At 39.9% G+C, this 14898-nt stretch carries 16 protein-coding genes; 7 read left to right on the forward strand and 9 right to left on the reverse strand.

The features are described 5' to 3' along the window. Positions 1-126 precede the first annotated feature (126 nt). On the reverse strand, positions 127-1575 hold the full coding sequence (gene sufB / locus L0951_RS04330; RefSeq protein ID WP_234109743.1) for a Fe-S cluster assembly protein SufB: 1449 nt from the start codon (positions 1573-1575) through the stop codon (positions 127-129). Positions 1576-1632: 57 nt separating this feature from the next. Further along, the gene (locus tag L0951_RS04335) at positions 1633-1962 is read right to left on the reverse strand and encodes a HesB/IscA family protein (RefSeq protein WP_234109745.1); all 330 of its coding nucleotides are present in this window, start codon (positions 1960-1962) and stop codon (positions 1633-1635) included. A 150-nt stretch (positions 1963-2112) separates the two neighbouring features. On the opposite strand from L0951_RS04335, the gene L0951_RS04340 reads away from it, so the two are divergent. The 3 genes from L0951_RS04340 (at position 2113) to L0951_RS04350 (ending at position 3945) form a co-directional block, all read left to right on the forward strand. Further along, a complete protein-coding gene (locus tag L0951_RS04340; protein ID WP_234109747.1) occupies positions 2113-2955 on the forward strand; it encodes a GLPGLI family protein in 843 nt (280 codons plus the stop codon). A gap of 176 nt (positions 2956-3131) precedes the next feature. Next, on the forward strand, positions 3132-3401 hold the full coding sequence (locus tag L0951_RS04345) for a hypothetical protein (RefSeq protein ID WP_234109748.1): 270 nt from the start codon (positions 3132-3134) through the stop codon (positions 3399-3401). Positions 3402-3528: 127 nt separating this feature from the next. Next, on the forward strand, positions 3529-3945 hold the full coding sequence (locus L0951_RS04350) for a DUF6146 family protein (protein WP_234109750.1): 417 nt from the start codon (positions 3529-3531) through the stop codon (positions 3943-3945). Positions 3946-4022: 77 nt separating this feature from the next. On the opposite strand, the gene L0951_RS04355 is transcribed toward L0951_RS04350, so the two are convergent. Further along, positions 4023-4619 carry a superoxide dismutase gene (locus L0951_RS04355; RefSeq protein WP_234109752.1) on the reverse strand — a complete coding sequence of 199 codons (597 nt, stop codon included), beginning with the start codon at positions 4617-4619 and terminating at the stop codon, positions 4023-4025. 391 nt (positions 4620-5010) lie between these two features. Continuing rightward, positions 5011-6801 (reverse strand): transcription termination factor Rho, encoded by a 1791-nt coding sequence (gene rho / locus L0951_RS04360; protein ID WP_234109754.1) that lies wholly within the window; start codon positions 6799-6801, stop codon positions 5011-5013. 156 nt (positions 6802-6957) lie between these two features. On the opposite strand from rho, the gene L0951_RS04365 reads away from it, so the two are divergent. From L0951_RS04365 to L0951_RS04375, 3 genes are all read left to right on the forward strand, one after another. Further along, positions 6958-7347, forward strand: coding sequence for a DUF4293 family protein (locus L0951_RS04365; RefSeq protein ID WP_234109756.1), 390 nt, complete (start codon positions 6958-6960; stop codon positions 7345-7347). Positions 7348-7468: 121 nt separating this feature from the next. Then, a complete protein-coding gene (locus L0951_RS04370; protein ID WP_234109757.1) occupies positions 7469-9307 on the forward strand; it encodes an ABC transporter ATP-binding protein in 1839 nt (612 codons plus the stop codon). 23 nt (positions 9308-9330) lie between these two features. Then, positions 9331-9639, forward strand: coding sequence for a hypothetical protein (locus L0951_RS04375; protein ID WP_234109758.1), 309 nt, complete (start codon positions 9331-9333; stop codon positions 9637-9639). 327 nt (positions 9640-9966) lie between these two features. Here L0951_RS04375 and mutS read toward each other — a convergent pair whose 3' ends face one another. From mutS to L0951_RS13780, 3 genes are all read right to left on the reverse strand, one after another. Continuing rightward, complete coding sequence (gene mutS / locus L0951_RS04380; RefSeq protein ID WP_234109759.1) at positions 9967-12546, reverse strand: DNA mismatch repair protein MutS; 2580 nt, start codon at positions 12544-12546, stop codon at positions 9967-9969. After that, positions 12509-12712 carry a hypothetical protein gene (locus L0951_RS04385; protein ID WP_234109760.1) on the reverse strand — a complete coding sequence of 68 codons (204 nt, stop codon included), beginning with the start codon at positions 12710-12712 and terminating at the stop codon, positions 12509-12511. The genes mutS and L0951_RS04385 overlap by 38 nt, the downstream gene beginning before the upstream one ends. A 137-nt stretch (positions 12713-12849) precedes the next feature. Beyond that, positions 12850-12957 (reverse strand): transcriptional regulator, encoded by a 108-nt coding sequence (locus L0951_RS13780; RefSeq protein WP_410685942.1) that lies wholly within the window; start codon positions 12955-12957, stop codon positions 12850-12852. 22 nt (positions 12958-12979) lie between these two features. Between L0951_RS13780 and L0951_RS04395 the strand changes: the two genes are divergently transcribed. Then, positions 12980-13516: an RNA methyltransferase gene (locus tag L0951_RS04395; protein ID WP_234109762.1), complete on the forward strand. Its 537-nt coding sequence runs from the start codon at positions 12980-12982 to the stop codon at positions 13514-13516. A 12-nt stretch (positions 13517-13528) separates the two neighbouring features. Here the strand turns inward: L0951_RS04395 and L0951_RS04400 are convergent, their stop codons facing one another. Beyond that, a complete protein-coding gene (locus L0951_RS04400) occupies positions 13529-14554 on the reverse strand; it encodes a cation diffusion facilitator family transporter (protein ID WP_234109764.1) in 1026 nt (341 codons plus the stop codon). A 73-nt stretch (positions 14555-14627) separates the two neighbouring features. Then, complete coding sequence (locus L0951_RS13785; RefSeq protein ID WP_410685947.1) at positions 14628-14792, reverse strand: PIN domain-containing protein; 165 nt, start codon at positions 14790-14792, stop codon at positions 14628-14630. Positions 14793-14898: the final 106 nt, after the last annotated feature.

The following is a 14898-nucleotide window of genomic DNA, read 5'->3' on the forward strand; positions in this document are numbered from 1 at the left end:
CTTCAGATTTTAAGCCTGTCTGCCGACAGATCGTTTTCAGGTTTTATGTTCCTGAAATTTTCTTTTTATTTTTTATTTTGACTCAGGTGACCCATCGCAAACTTGGAACTTGAAACTCGGAACAATTTATCCAACGCTTCCTTCCAGGGAAATCTCCAAAAGTTTTTGGGCCTCAATCGCAAATTCCATCGGAAGTTTGTTCAAAACCTCTTTTCCGAATCCGTTCACAATCAATGCAATTGCACGTTCTGTGCTGATTCCTCTTTGGTTACAATAGAAAATTTGATCTTCACCGATTTTCGAGGTTGTTGCTTCGTGCTCGATCTGTGCAGTGGGTTCTTTTACTTCGATGTAAGGGAAAGTGTGTGCTCCGCAATCATTCCCCATCAAAAGCGAGTCGCACTGTGAAAAGTTTCTTGCGCCTTTTGCAGTAGCCATTACTTTCACCAAACCCCGATACGAGTTGTTTGATTTTCCTGCGGAAATTCCTTTGGAAATAATCGTTGATTTCGTGTTTTTACCGATATGGATCATTTTGGTTCCGGTATCTGCATATTGGAAATGGTTGGTCACTGCGATGGAATAAAACTCGCCAATCGAGCCATCTCCTTTCAAAATACAGCTAGGATATTTCCAGGTAACGGCAGATCCTGTTTCTACCTGAGTCCATGAGATTTTTGCATTTTTCTCGCACAGCCCACGTTTTGTCACGAAATTGAAAACGCCACCTTTTCCTTCGGCATCACCTGGATACCAGTTTTGAACAGTGGAATACTTGATTTCGGCGCCTTCCATTGCGATGAGTTCCACAACTGCGGCGTGCAATTGGTTTTCGTCTCTGGAGGGAGCGGTGCAACCTTCGAGGTAGGAAACATAACTGCCTTCATCGGCGATAAGCAGGGTTCTTTCAAACTGTCCGCTTCCCGATTGGTTGATTCTGAAATAGGTAGAAAGTTCCATCGGGCATTTTACGCCTTTTGGAATATAGCAGAAACTTCCGTCTGAAAATACGGCCGAGTTCAATGCTGCGTAGAAATTATCCCCTCTTGGAACTACTTTCCCGATGTATTTTCTCACCAGTTCCGGGTATTTTTGGATAGCTTCGGAAATCGGGCAAAAAATAATTCCTTTTTCCTTTAAGGTTTCTTGGAAAGTGGTTTTCACCGAAACCGAGTCCATTACGATGTCCACCGCAACTCCAGAAAGGCGTTTCTGTTCTTCGATATTGATTCCCAGTTTCTCAAAAGTTTTCAGCAATTCCGGATCTACTTCGTCCAGGCTTGCCAATTCTGGTTTTTTCTTAGGAGCTGCATAATAGGCGATTGCCTGGAAGTCGGGCTTTTCATATTTCACATTCGCCCAGTTGGGTTCTTCCATTTTCAACCAGATTCGGTAAGACTCCAAACGCCATTCCGTCATCCATTCCGGCTCGTTTTTCTTTGCGGAAATCATTCGGATAATTTCCTCATTCAACCCGATGGGGAATTCCTCATATTCGATATCGGTATAAAAACCTGCTTCGTATTCTTTTGTTTTAAGATCTTCTCTTAAATCATCTTCGGTATATTTAGCCATTTTTTCTTACTTAATTCGCCCAAAGGCGATATTTTAAATTTCTCTTCTCAATTTTCCTTAAAGCGAGAAACTTTCTCCGCATCCGCAAGTTCTGTTTGCGTTTGGGTTGTTAAAAATGAATCCTTTTCCATTGAGTCCACCAGAATATTCCAATATGGTTCCAGCGAGGTAAAGAATTGATTTTTTATCTACTACTATTTTCACACCATTGTCTTCAAAGACTTGGTCTGATTCAGTTTTTTCGGTGTCAAATTTTAGAACATACTCCAAACCGGAGCAACCACCGCTTTTCACACCGACTCTAATATAGTCGGTTTCAGGATTGAAGCCGTCTTCCCGCATTAAAACTGCTGCTTTTTCTTTTGCTTGATCGCTAACTTTTATCACTATTTTTATTTAGAATGATTTTAGATTGCAAAATTAACAATAATAAAATGAAAACCAAAGTTGTTCACCCACAATTATTTTAATAGCATGGGGAAACCTATTTTAACTATTGCTAGATTTGGGCATCAAAAACTTAGATATCAAAAAAACATGAAAAAAATAGGATTGATTTTACTGGGATTTTCCGTGCATATTTACTTTGCACAAGCCAACCGATTCATCTATCAGGTGACCATGAAGCCTGATTCCGAAAATCCAGGCGACGTGAGGTCAGAAAATGCCTACCTGGATGTGAACGCTCAAAAGTCGATTTTCTATTCTGAAAAATCGATGAAACGGGATTCCATTTTAAGTAGAGCGCGGGAAACGGGAAATTTTAATTTCGACAGGAGCCAAATGCAGAGTTTGCGTTCCAACATTGATTTCATCATTGAGAAAGATTATAAAAGTGGGGTGAAAACCTTTAAATCTAGAATCGCGAGAGATCAGTATGCCTATGAGGAAGACCGGACTATTGATTGGAAAGTTCTTCCCGAAACCTTAAAGATTGGCGACTACAAAACTCAAAAAGCCGAAACCGAATTTGCCGGGAGAACATGGTATGCTTGGTTTACCACTGATGTCCCTATTCAGGACGGTCCATATAAATTCGCTGGACTTCCCGGTTTGATCGTGAAAGTAGAAGATGCTAAAGGTGATTATTCTTTTGATTTGAAGGAAGCCAAAAAAATTGCAGAAATTCAGAATCCAGATTCCAGAGGATCAGTGATTAAGGTAAAAAGGAAGGATTACGAAAAGCAGAACGAAGCATTCAGGAGAGATCCGGTCTCTTTTTTTACTGCACAAATGAGTTCAGGCAGAAGCGGGCCAGGTCGAGAAATGCGTGGCGGTGGAGGCGGAATGAGAACTCCAAATCCCAACATGAGAAAGCAAATGGAGGAGCGGGTAAAGGAAGAAATCAGAAAGAGCAGCAATCCTATAGAACTGAAATAGATGGCACTTCACTGAAGGTTTGGAATCTATAATGATGCATCTTGATTCTACACTGGGATTAATGTTTTTTTAAGAAGCGATAAATTTTGGTTAAAGTACATCAGCACTGTGTTTTAGAGCATAGAATTTGTTTAGTTTTACACAACGAAAATTATCTCACCATTTAAATAAAAGCTATGAAAAAATTATTCGCAGCACTTTCACTGGTTTTAGGACTGGGATTGGCAAATGCACAGCAAGTGGCACCAACTACCACAAAACAAGCTCCGGCAAAAGTTGAGAAAGCAGCCAAATCCGAAGTGAAAAAAGAAACTCCGGCCGCAAAAGCAATGGCAGCAAAACCAGCCGCAAAGATGAAAAAAGATGGCACACCTGACAAAAGGTACAAAGCCAATAAGCATCTCAAAAAGGATGGTACTCCAGACAAGAGATACAAAGGAAACTAATAGCGTTTCATTATTTTAATTTGGTTAGACCTCCCAGCTTACTAGGAGGTTTTTTGCTGAATAAAACATGGCGTGATTTATGATGGATAATAGGTATATTTGATTAACCAACAAAACCAAAATCAAAATGAAAAAGATATTATTCTTACTTGGAATTTTTCTCCTCACGCTCAACTGTGCTCCACAACAAACAGGGCCGAAAGATGGCAAAACAGTGGCGCTGAAACCCGAGAAAAATGATGACGGTGAATGGGATTTGGAAGTCCTGGATCCGCAATGGAACTATTTTCTGAACGCAGTTGCAAAACCGATGGGAATGTACACTGAATCCTATTTAAAAACAAAAAATAATTTTTTGGTCAGTGAGTGGAATTCCTATTATTACGCGAGAAAATTTCCGAACATTATAGAAAATCCCATCGATTATGATTCCCAGGAAAATTATGGCTTAAAGTTCGAATATAAACTCTACCAGGTTTTTGCTTTCGTGCAGTGGAGATATGGACTTAAAATGAATAATTTGAGTATGGGAGAGGTGCGATAAAGAAAAAGGTTCGGGAAAAACTCCAGAACCTTTTTTTCTCTAAGTGTCCCGATTATTCGGGCAGCTTGATTGAATGTTTACTTATTGAATCTTTCCTCCACTTTGTCCCAGTTGATCACATCAAAAAATGCGGTCACGTAATCCGGTCTTCTGTTTTGGTAATGAAGATAATACGCATGTTCCCAAACATCGAGTCCCAAAACCGGAGTTCCCTGGCAATCTGCAACCGGCATCAGAGGGTTGTCCTGATTTGGTGAAGAGCAAACAGCAACGGAACCGTCGGCTTTTTTGCACAGCCAGGCCCAGCCGGAACCGAATCTTGTTTTTGCGGCATTTCCGAAATCTTCCTTGAATTTTTCAAATCCGCCATAAGCTTCAATCGCTGCTTTCACGTTTCCTACCGGAACTTTGCTTCCGCCCGGAGTCAAGATGTCCCAGAAAAGGGTGTGATTATAGTGACCTCCACCATTATTTCGAACAGCAGCTTTATCGGTTCCTGTCTTGCAGATTTCCTCGATGGTTTTTCCTTCCAAATCAGTTCCCGCAATTGCAGCGTTTAAGTTGTTTACATATGCTTGATGGTGTTTCGTGTAGTGAATCTCCATCGTTCTTGCGTCTATTGTAGGTTCTAATGCATCATAAGCATAACCTAATTTCGGTAATTCGAATGCCATAACTTTTATGTTTAATTAATGAATACCCAAATTTAGCCATTATTTAGACCAATTCCAAAATAGCCGTATTACTTTAATAAATCTTTAACATTGATGAAATCGGTGGAATATGATCGGTATAATGGGTGAAAATGGATGCAATTGATGCAAAAGGTCAAAACCAAACAGAATATTCAAGTCACAGAATTTAATAAAATATACGATGAATTTCTTCAGATGGTATTGAAATATGCGATAGGCATCTTTAATCCAATAAAAAAAGAGATGCCAAAAGACATCTCCTTAAATTATATTGCAAAATTTGCAGTTATTTAATCTGAATTAACATTCAGAATTTAATCACAATCAGAACTCACCGAAGTGCCCAATTGTTTTTAACCTGGTTTTTGTCTTATCTGTTCATCGACATTAAGAACTCTTCATTGTTTAAGGTTCCTTTGATGCTTTTGTTCACAAATTCCATTGCTTCCACAGGATTCATGTCTGAAAGGTATTTTCTGAGGATCCACATTCTTTGCTGCGTAGTATCATCCAGCAACAAATCATCTCTTCTGGTACTTGAAGCCACCAAATCGATCGCCGGATAAATTCTTTTGTTTGCAATTTTTCGGTCGAGCTGAAGTTCCATATTTCCGGTTCCTTTGAATTCTTCGAAAATAACTTCATCCATTTTGGAGCCTGTATCAATCAGCGCAGTTGCGATAATGGTTAAAGAGCCACCACCTTCAATATTTCTTGCCGCTCCGAAGAATCTTTTCGGTTTGTGGAGCGCGTTTGCATCTACACCACCAGAAAGTATTTTTCCTGAAGCTGGAGTGACGGTGTTGTAGGCTCTCGCCAATCTTGTAATAGAGTCGAGGAGAATTACCACATCATGGCCACATTCCACCATTCTTTGTGCTTTTGAAAGAACAAGGTTGGCTACTTTCACATGTTTTTCTGCAGGTTCGTCGAAGGTTGACGCAATCACTTCCGCATTCACATTTCTTTCCATATCGGTAACTTCTTCCGGTCTTTCGTCGATTAAAAGAATCATCATATAAGCTTCCGGATGGTTTGCCGAAATAGAATTCGCGATATCTTTAAGCAACATCGTTTTACCGGTTTTCGGTTGTGCCACGATCATTGCTCTTTGTCCTTTTCCAATGGGAGTGAACAAATCAACAATTCTTGTGGAAAGGGTGGAGTTTTTCCCGGTTAGGTTGAATTTTTCTTCAGGAAATAACGGTGTTAAAAACTCGAAAGCAACACGATCCTTGATGAATTCCAGATCTCTGCCGTTGACTTCTGTAGGCTTTAATAAAGAAAAATACTTCTCCCCTTCTTTTGGTAAGCGAACAATTCCTTTTACGGTGTCCCCGGTTTTCAGACCATAATTTCTGATTTGATTGGTAGAAACATAAACGTCGTCTGGGGAAGAAATGTAGGAAAAATCTGATGAGCGAAGGAACCCGTAATTATCCGGAAGGATTTCCAAAACGCCTTCAATGGTCACTAAGCCATCAAAATTAAATTCTTTTTTAGGGTTTTCATCCTGGTTTTCAACACTTTGGTTTTTGTTTTTGTGTGGGTTTTTGTGTGGGTGTTGCTGCTTGTTTTGATTCCCGTTTTGATTCCCGTTTTGATTAGGATTGCTGTTCCCGTTTTGATTCCGGTTCGGATTTTCATTCGCTGGATGCGGTTTTGGCGGTTCCGCACTGATTTCCTTTTCAGCGGAATCTCCGGGGGAAGCTGCTTCAGAAACTGCTTCTTCTTTTGGAGTCGGGATTCGTTGTCTTTTTTTCCTCTGCGGATTTCTATTTTGTTCTGCAGTCATTTGCGATTTTGTCTCCTGGGTAGCGTTTTCCGTTGTTTTTTCGATTTCTACCACTTCAGGGGTTTCAGTTTTTTCGAAAGGAATTTCTGCGGAAATCTCTGCCGGTTTTTCGGTCTTCTTTTTGGGTGCCGGTTTCTTTGCAGCCGGTTTTTTCACTGCAGGAGCCGGTTTTTCTTCTGTATTCATAGGGGTTTCGGTGGCGTTGTAATAATCTTTTGCTACTTTGGTGTTTGAAGCCTGAAAGTCTAAAATGGCAAAAATCTTATCATTATCGGTGCTGTTTTTAGCAACTTTAACGCCTAAATCTTTCGAGATTTTGTCTAAATCCGAAGCGGATTTCGACCTTAACGTTTCGATGTTGAACATAAATGTTACGTAAAAAAGGTATTATATAAGTGTGTGTAAGCAAGAAGATTAAGTCGGGCGACTTTTCTTAATGAGATCAATAATAGTGCAAATCTAAGCTAAAAATTTAATAATGCAAAAAAATATCGCTATTTTTGCAACTTAGAATCCGATAAGATGTTACAGAGAATACAGACAGTATGGATATTTCTGGCGATTTTGGGGGCGGTTTTTCTGTTCGTGACAGGACAGGATTTTTCGCTTTTCGGACCTACACCTTTTATTTCCATCGCGTGTGTGGTTTTGGTCCTGTTTGGATTCATCAGTATTCTGAGTTATAAGGACAGAAAAAGACAGATCCAGCTGAATAAGATCAGCATGATGATAAACGCTTTGTTGCTCGGTTTATTGGCGTATTGGCTACTCACTTTATCCGGAGGAATTGATTTTCCTGAGAAGGGTATTGAGCCTGTTTTTCCGTTTTTGTCTATCATTTGTTTGCTCATTGCAAACATCTACATCCGGAAAGACGAAAGGCTCGTAAAATCTGTGGACAGACTCCGCTAAACTCACAACGATTTTTTTTGAGTGAAACAGTTCCTTTTGGGAACTGTTTTTTTTGGCAGGAAATACTAAAAGGATCCCCATCAAATTCAAATTCCGTAATTTTGCGACTTAATTTCATTGAATGAAGCCGATCAACCGAATTCTATCTTTCGCAAAACCACACCAGAAGTATTTTTTCGGGAGTATTTTCTTTAATATTCTCTATTCTTTGCTCAGTATTTTTTCGGTCATTACGATGCTTCCAATTCTAAGAATCGTATTCAAACTGGATGACGGAATTGATACCTCCAAAGCTCCGGTGTACAGCGGAAGATTGAGCGATTATTTCGGCTACCTGAAAGATATGGCTTATTACAAAATCCAGCTCAATATCGATGCACACGGTGCGGTAACTGTTTTAGCGTGGCTTTGTGGAATTACAGCAATTGCATTTTTGCTCAGAAATCTCTTCCGGTATTTAGGTGCCTATTTTTTGGTGAATTACCGGGTGGGAATCACTAGAGATCTTCGCACGGCGATGTATGACAAATTTCTGAAACTGCCCGTTTCGTTCTTTACCGAACAGCGAAAAGGCGACATGATTTCCAGGATTTCAAACGATATCGGTGCGGTGGAAGGCGGAATTATGGGAGCTTTGGTGGATTTGATCAATTCGCCTTTCATGATTATTTCCACGCTGATCACCCTTTTTCTTTTAGATGCAAAACTGACCTTGTTTTCACTTTTGGTTTTCCCGATCATGGGTTGGATTATTTCTTTTGTGGGAAAAAGCCTGAAAAGAAAAGCGACTCAAGCTCAGGAAGAATTAGGAAATCTATTTTCCCTGGTGGACGAAACTTTGAAATCCTCCAAAGTGATCAAGATTTTCAACGCCGACAAGATTTTGAAAAACCGATTCAACACGACTAACGATAATTGGCAGAAATACGCGATCGGAATGAGCAGAAGACGGGAATTGGCTTCTCCGGCGAGCGAGTTTCTCGGTTCCATCACGATTCTTTTGATTACATGGTTTGCCGGACAAAGCATCATCAACGGAACCAATAACGATCCTGTAACCTTTTTAGCGTTTATTGGCCTGTTTTTCCAGATTCTGGATCCTGCAAAAAAACTATCCAATGCGATTTCTTCCATTCAGGGTGGAATGGCGAGTTTGGACCGTGTTTCGGAAGTTTTGGACTATGATTTAAAAGTGGATGAGGCAGAAAATCCAGTTCCGATTTCCACCTTGAAAGATAAGGTGGAATTCAAAGACATCGGTTTTTATTACGATAAAGATAATGTCATTTTAAAGAATTTTAACCTTACGATGCCCAAAGGAAAAACCATCGCTTTGGTCGGACAGTCCGGTTCCGGGAAGACGACTATTGCTAATTTATTGGCAAGATTCTACGATGTTTCAGAAGGTGAAATCCTGGTCGATGGAATTGATCTGAAGGAACTGAAAGTGCAGGACTACCGAAACCTCTTGGGAATGGTTACTCAGGAATCGGTTTTGTTTAATGATTCCATCTTCAACAATATTTTGATGGGAAAACCAGATGCCACCGAAGCGGAAGTAATTGCTGCTGCAAAAATTGCAAACGCCCATCAATTCATAGAAAATCTTCCTGAAAAATATTACACCAATATCGGCGATGATGGCAACAAGCTTTCGGGAGGACAAAAACAGCGGGTCTCCATCGCAAGAGCCGTTCTGAAAAATCCACCGATCATGATTTTGGACGAAGCAACTTCTGCTTTGGACACCGAATCCGAGAGATTTGTTCAGGATGCTTTGGAAAAAATGATGGAAAACCGAACTTCATTGGTCATTGCGCACCGGCTTTCAACCATTCAAAAAGCAGACTGGATTGTGGTAATGGAACGTGGTGAAATCGTGGAACAGGGAACCCACCAGGAACTTTTCGCAAAAAATGGAATTTACCGGAAATTGGTGGAATTGCAGAATTTTGGTTAAAGAAATACAATTTTGAAAAGTAAATGAAGTACATTTTATTCCTACTTATTTTCCTTCTGGCAGTTCAAACTTATGCACAGGAAACGATTGAAAAAAAACCAGATACTGCTGAAGTTGTTTATGATCTTGTAGAAAAAAGGGCAGATTTTCCTGGCGGAATTAATGAGTTCCGAACTCAGGTTATGAAAAATTTCAACAGCAAAAAGTTACGAATGAACAAAGGAATGATTCGACTAAAGTCACTTTTATCGTTGAAAGAGATGGATCGATGTCGGACATTAAAGCAATTGGAGAAGTTCAGGCATTTAATGGAGAAGCCATTAAAGCAGTAACAAAAATCAAAACGTTATGGAACCCGGCAACAATTAATGGAGTTTTGGTAAGATGTCGGTTTGCAATGCCATTGGTGATGGTTTTTGAATAAGTTAATTTCTTTAAATCTTATCATTTTGTCTTCATTTTATACTCTAAATGGAGGTCGTTTTCGACAATTGTCCCACTATTAAATTCTTTAAGTTAATCAAATTCCCGTGCAGAATTCATAGAAAAAAACAAGCATCTTTTTTGGTATATAAAGAAGAAATACAATATCACTTTACTTTCAAACTCTCCCACTCTCAAACACTCAACACACCCACTCACCAACGGACCCACATAAACTACCTTCCAATCAACTTCTTAATCGAGTTCAGTTTCATCAGTGCTTCAATCGGCGTCAAAGTATTGATGTCGATCTTCGTCAGTTCTTCGCGGATGTTTTCCAAAACCGGATCGTCTAACTGAAAGAATGAAAGCTGCAGGTTTTCATCAGTAATCGCCTTGGTTTTTTCCTTGCCGTTTTTTTGGGAACGACTTTTTTCTAAAGTTTTCAAAACCTCATTCGCACGATTTACCACCGTAGAAGGCATTCCCGCTAATTTCGCCACATGGATTCCGAAACTGTGCTCACTTCCGCCGGGAACGAGTTTCCGCATGAAAATGATGTTGCCCTTATTTTCCTGAATCGAAACGTGGAAATTTTTGATCCGCTCGAAATTCACCGTCATTTCGTTGAGTTCATGATAATGTGTTGCAAACAAAGTTTTCGGTTGGGTGGGGTGTTGGTGAAGGTATTCCGCAATTGCCCAAGCTATGGAAACACCATCGTAAGTAGAAGTTCCTCGACCGATTTCATCTAAAAGAATCAGACTTTTTTCAGAAATATTGTTGAGGATATTCGCGGCTTCGTTCATTTCCACCATGAAAGTGGATTCACCTGCCGAAATATTATCGGTTGCTCCTACTCTGGTGAAAATTTTGTCGAGAATCCCTATTTCAGCGTGCTTTGCAGGAACAAAACTTCCGATTTGCGCCATCAGACAAATGATTGCGGTTTGCCTCAGAATTGCGGATTTCCCCGCCATATTAGGTCCGGTTACCATAATGATCTGCTGCGAATCCCGGTCGAGAAACAAGTCGTTCGGAATGTATTTTTCGCCTAAAGGGAGCGCATTTTCAATAATCGGGTGTCTTGCTTCGGTTAATGAAATTTCCGGCGTGTCATTCAGAATGGGTTTTGTATAACTCTCGGAAACAGCCAGTTCGGACAATCCTACTCCGCAATCCAATTCAGCGATAATTCTGGAATTTTCCTGAATTTGGTCGATGTAGATCATCACATTTTCGCAGACTTTTCGGTAGAGTTCATGTTCTATTTTCGAAATTTTCTCTTCGGCACCGAGAATCTGCTCTTCGTATTCCTTGAGTTCCTCGGTGATGTATCTTTCGGCATTCACTAAAGTCTGTTTCCGGATCCAATCGTTGGGAACTTTATCTTTGTGCGTATTTCTCACCTCGATAAAGTATCCGAAAACATTATTGAAACTGATTTTCAAACTCGAAATTCCGGTACGTTCGGTTTCCCTTTCGCACATTTCGTCCAGAAAATTTTTTCCTTTGTTTTGAAGGTTTCTCAACCGGTCCAGTTCTTCTGAAATACCATTTTTAATGACGTTTCCTTTGGTGATATTCACCGGAAGTTCCTCATTCAGATAGTTTTGTAAATATTTGATGAGGTCTTCCAAATCAGTCAAGGGTTGAAGCCAAGCCAAAACCTGATCAAAAGAATGAAGCAAGTTTTTGATTTGGTGAATGTTCATCAAACTTTGACGGAGATATCCGAGTTCTTTGGGCGTAATTTTTTCCGAAGCCAGTTTTCCCAGCAGACGGTCCAAATCGGAAATAGATCTTAAAAGTTGGAGGATTTCATATTTCAGATCATCTTCCGTGTTGAAAAATTCGATCAGGTTTAACCTCCTGTTGATTTCATTCAAAGATTTTAAGGGAAGAATCAGTCGCCTTCTCAGCAATCTTCCTCCCATAGGAGTGGAGGTTTTGTCGATAATGTCGAGCAACGATTTTCCTTGCGGATTGCTTGGATAAACGATTTCCAGATTCCTCAAGGTAAACTGATCCATCATCAGATAATCATCCTGCGGAATGAGTTGGATTTTCGTAATATGCTGTAAAAGAGCGTGGTGAGTATCCTCCACCAAATAAGCAAAAATTGCTCCGGCTGCAATAATTCCTAATTTCATTTCATCTACACCAAATCCCTTTAATGAATTGGTTTTGAAATGGTTGGTGAGTTTTTCATAAGCGTAATTATGCTGAAACGCCCAATCTTCAAGTTTGAAGGAGTTCTTATTCTTAAGTTGAGCCGGGAGTTCTGTTGTTCTTTGGTAGATGATTTCACTCGGATCAAAAGTGGAAACGATATGCAGCAGTTTCTCCAGATTTCCTTCGGAAACCAAAAATTCTCCCGTGGAAACATCAACCAGCGCCATTCCGAATTTCTCTTTTTCCTTATGGATGGAAAGCAGGAAATTGTTTTTCTTTGAGCTTAAAACCTGCTCGTTGAAGGTAACGCCGGGAGTTACCAATTCAGTGACCCCTCTTTTCACGATTCCTTTCACGGTTTTAGGGTCTTCCAGTTGGTCGCATATTGCAACACGAAGTCCGGCTCTCACCAGTTTTGGCAAGTAGGAATCAACGGAGTGGTGCGGAAATCCGGCCAGTTCCAGCTGTGAATCGCCGTTGTTTCTTTTGGTCAAAACGATTCCGAGGATTTGTGAAGCCTTAATCGCATCTGCCCCGAAAGTTTCATAGAAATCCCCCACACGAAACAGCAGCAAAGCATCCGGATATTTTGCTTTGATCGTGTTATACTGCGTCATTAAAGGGGTTTCTTTCTTGGCCATTTTTTGTGTGGAAAATTTCTGCAAGATAAAAAAAGGTAGCTACAAAAAAAAAGATACCACTAATTGTTTGGTTAAATATTTGAGTTTCTGTATCTATTTCAAACAAGATCTTTCTCTTTCGATTTTTTGATTCTGCTAATTCTTTGCACTTCTTTTCATTTTTCATTAATCTCGTTTTCAATGTCGAAGTCATTTTGAATTCCCGACCAAAACTTTGATGAATTTCCTGAAAATGTCACTTAATCTTGCAGCAGTCTTCGCACTGATTCTGAGGTTTATTTTAATGATTTCCGAAACTTTGGTTTATGAAATATCAAAATCTTTCGCCAATGGATATTGAGAAATTTTCAGCGGAACCAAAAATTCTTCCAATAAGATTTCTCCGGGTTTTATGTTTCCTATTTTCTTCATTACTTTTGTCAAAAATACGAAAATGCCCTCCACCAAAAAACTGAAGCTCGAAGAATTAGGACGAATCGACGTTGAAACTTTTAAGCAGACCGAGAAAATTCCGCTGGTTGTGGTTTTGGATAATATCCGAAGCATGCACAATGTGGGCTCGGTTTTTAGAACGGCGGATGCTTTTTTGGTCGAGAAAATAATCCTTTGCGGAATCACGCCACAACCACCACATCGGGAAATCCACAAAGCTGCATTGGGCGCCACAGAAAGTGTAGATTGGATTTATAAGAAGAATATCACGGAAGCCATCGAGTATTTGAAGAAGGAAAATTTCAAAATCATGGGAATTGAGCAAACTACCCATTCGGAAATCATTACCGAATTTAACATAGACAAAAAAGGAAAATACGCCCTGGTTTTGGGCAATGAAGTAGATGGATTGAGCGAAGAAGCTCTTCCGCTTTATGACACTTTTCTGGAAATCCCACAATTGGGTACAAAACATTCGCTTAATGTCTCGGTTTGCGCTGGAATTGCGATGTGGGAATTTTTCAAGAATTTAAAATAATTCCTCCTTTTTCTAGGTGTTGGAATCTGCCGCAGAATCGGTTTCTACGGAATGTTTATTGACCTGTGAAATATTCGATTGATTCCATTCGATTCTTTTTTTGAAAGGTCTTTCACGAACCGGACATTCCCAATACCCGCAAATCTCGCAGGAGAAAGGTTTACAGTCATCCAAATGAAAATTAAACTCGATATTCCGGTCGGTATTTTCGGCGATTAACTTATAGGCATTCTCCATTTCTTCATGTGCTTTTCTTAGCTCAAAATACCATGGTAAAGTGAGGTGCGCATCGATGTGGAGACCGCTTCCGTGTTGTTGGATTCTCATATTGTGAACATCGATCCATTCAGGTTTTCGGTTTTCGTTGAGTAATTTGGCAAGTCGCGAAAGCATGTCCAGATCGGCTTCGTCCATGATTCCGCTTAAGGATTTTCTGATGATTTTATAACCAATGAATATGATATATGCACCGAAAATAAGCGCAACCGCCGCATCAATCCAGAAAATTTCAGTGAAATAAACCAGAATCAAACTCGCTACAACTCCCAATGTGGTAATGGTGTCGCTCTGCAAATGCTTTCCAGAGCTTTGCAGCACCAAAGAATTTTCTTTGATTCCTTTTTTAATGGAAATGTACCCCATCAGATAATTAATGACCGCTGTAGCCGCGATAATCAGAATTCCCCAGTCGAGCTTTTTCGGCTCGTTGCCATGGAGCAGAGAGTCCACCGCTTCCACAATGATGATGATGCCTGCAAAAATGATTAAAGCTCCTTCAATTCCGGAAGTGACAAACTCCACTTTTCCGTGTCCGTAAGGGTGATCCAGGTCTTTCGGTTTTCCAGCGAGATAGAGCGAATAAAGCCCCATGAATGCGGCGATGATGTTCACGATGCTTTCCATGGCGTCAGAAAATACCGTATCGGAATTAGTCAGATGCCAAGCGATCAGTTTTCCGATAAAGAGTATGATCCCCGCAATTGCAACATTTCTTTGGAAAGCGAAATTGGATTTGGATGAAGTTTGAATTAACGGCATCTATGTTTGGATGTTTTTATTAACATTGTTTGAGGCGTCTAAGAATAAAAAATCCCGCATGGAGCGGGGAATTTTATCTTTGAATCCTGTTTTGGATTTTTTCTGCACTAAAATAGAGTTCTAAAACTGTACTTTCAGAAATTAAACAATTCCTGAATCCAATATTTTTGATTTTTTCTGCAATATTGAATTGATCACGAAGGAAATGGACGAAGATATTGGTGTCTAAAAGATACATGGTAAGTTGAATTCTCTGTTTATAAAATGTCTGCTTTCCTTTATTTCCTTGATGATTTCATCGGAAGGTCTGGAACCGAATCCAACAGCAGAAGCAATAAATTTTC

It is taken from the genome of Chryseobacterium sp. R2A-55, from assembly GCF_021401085.1.
Lineage (GTDB): Bacteria > Bacteroidota > Bacteroidia > Flavobacteriales > Weeksellaceae > Kaistella.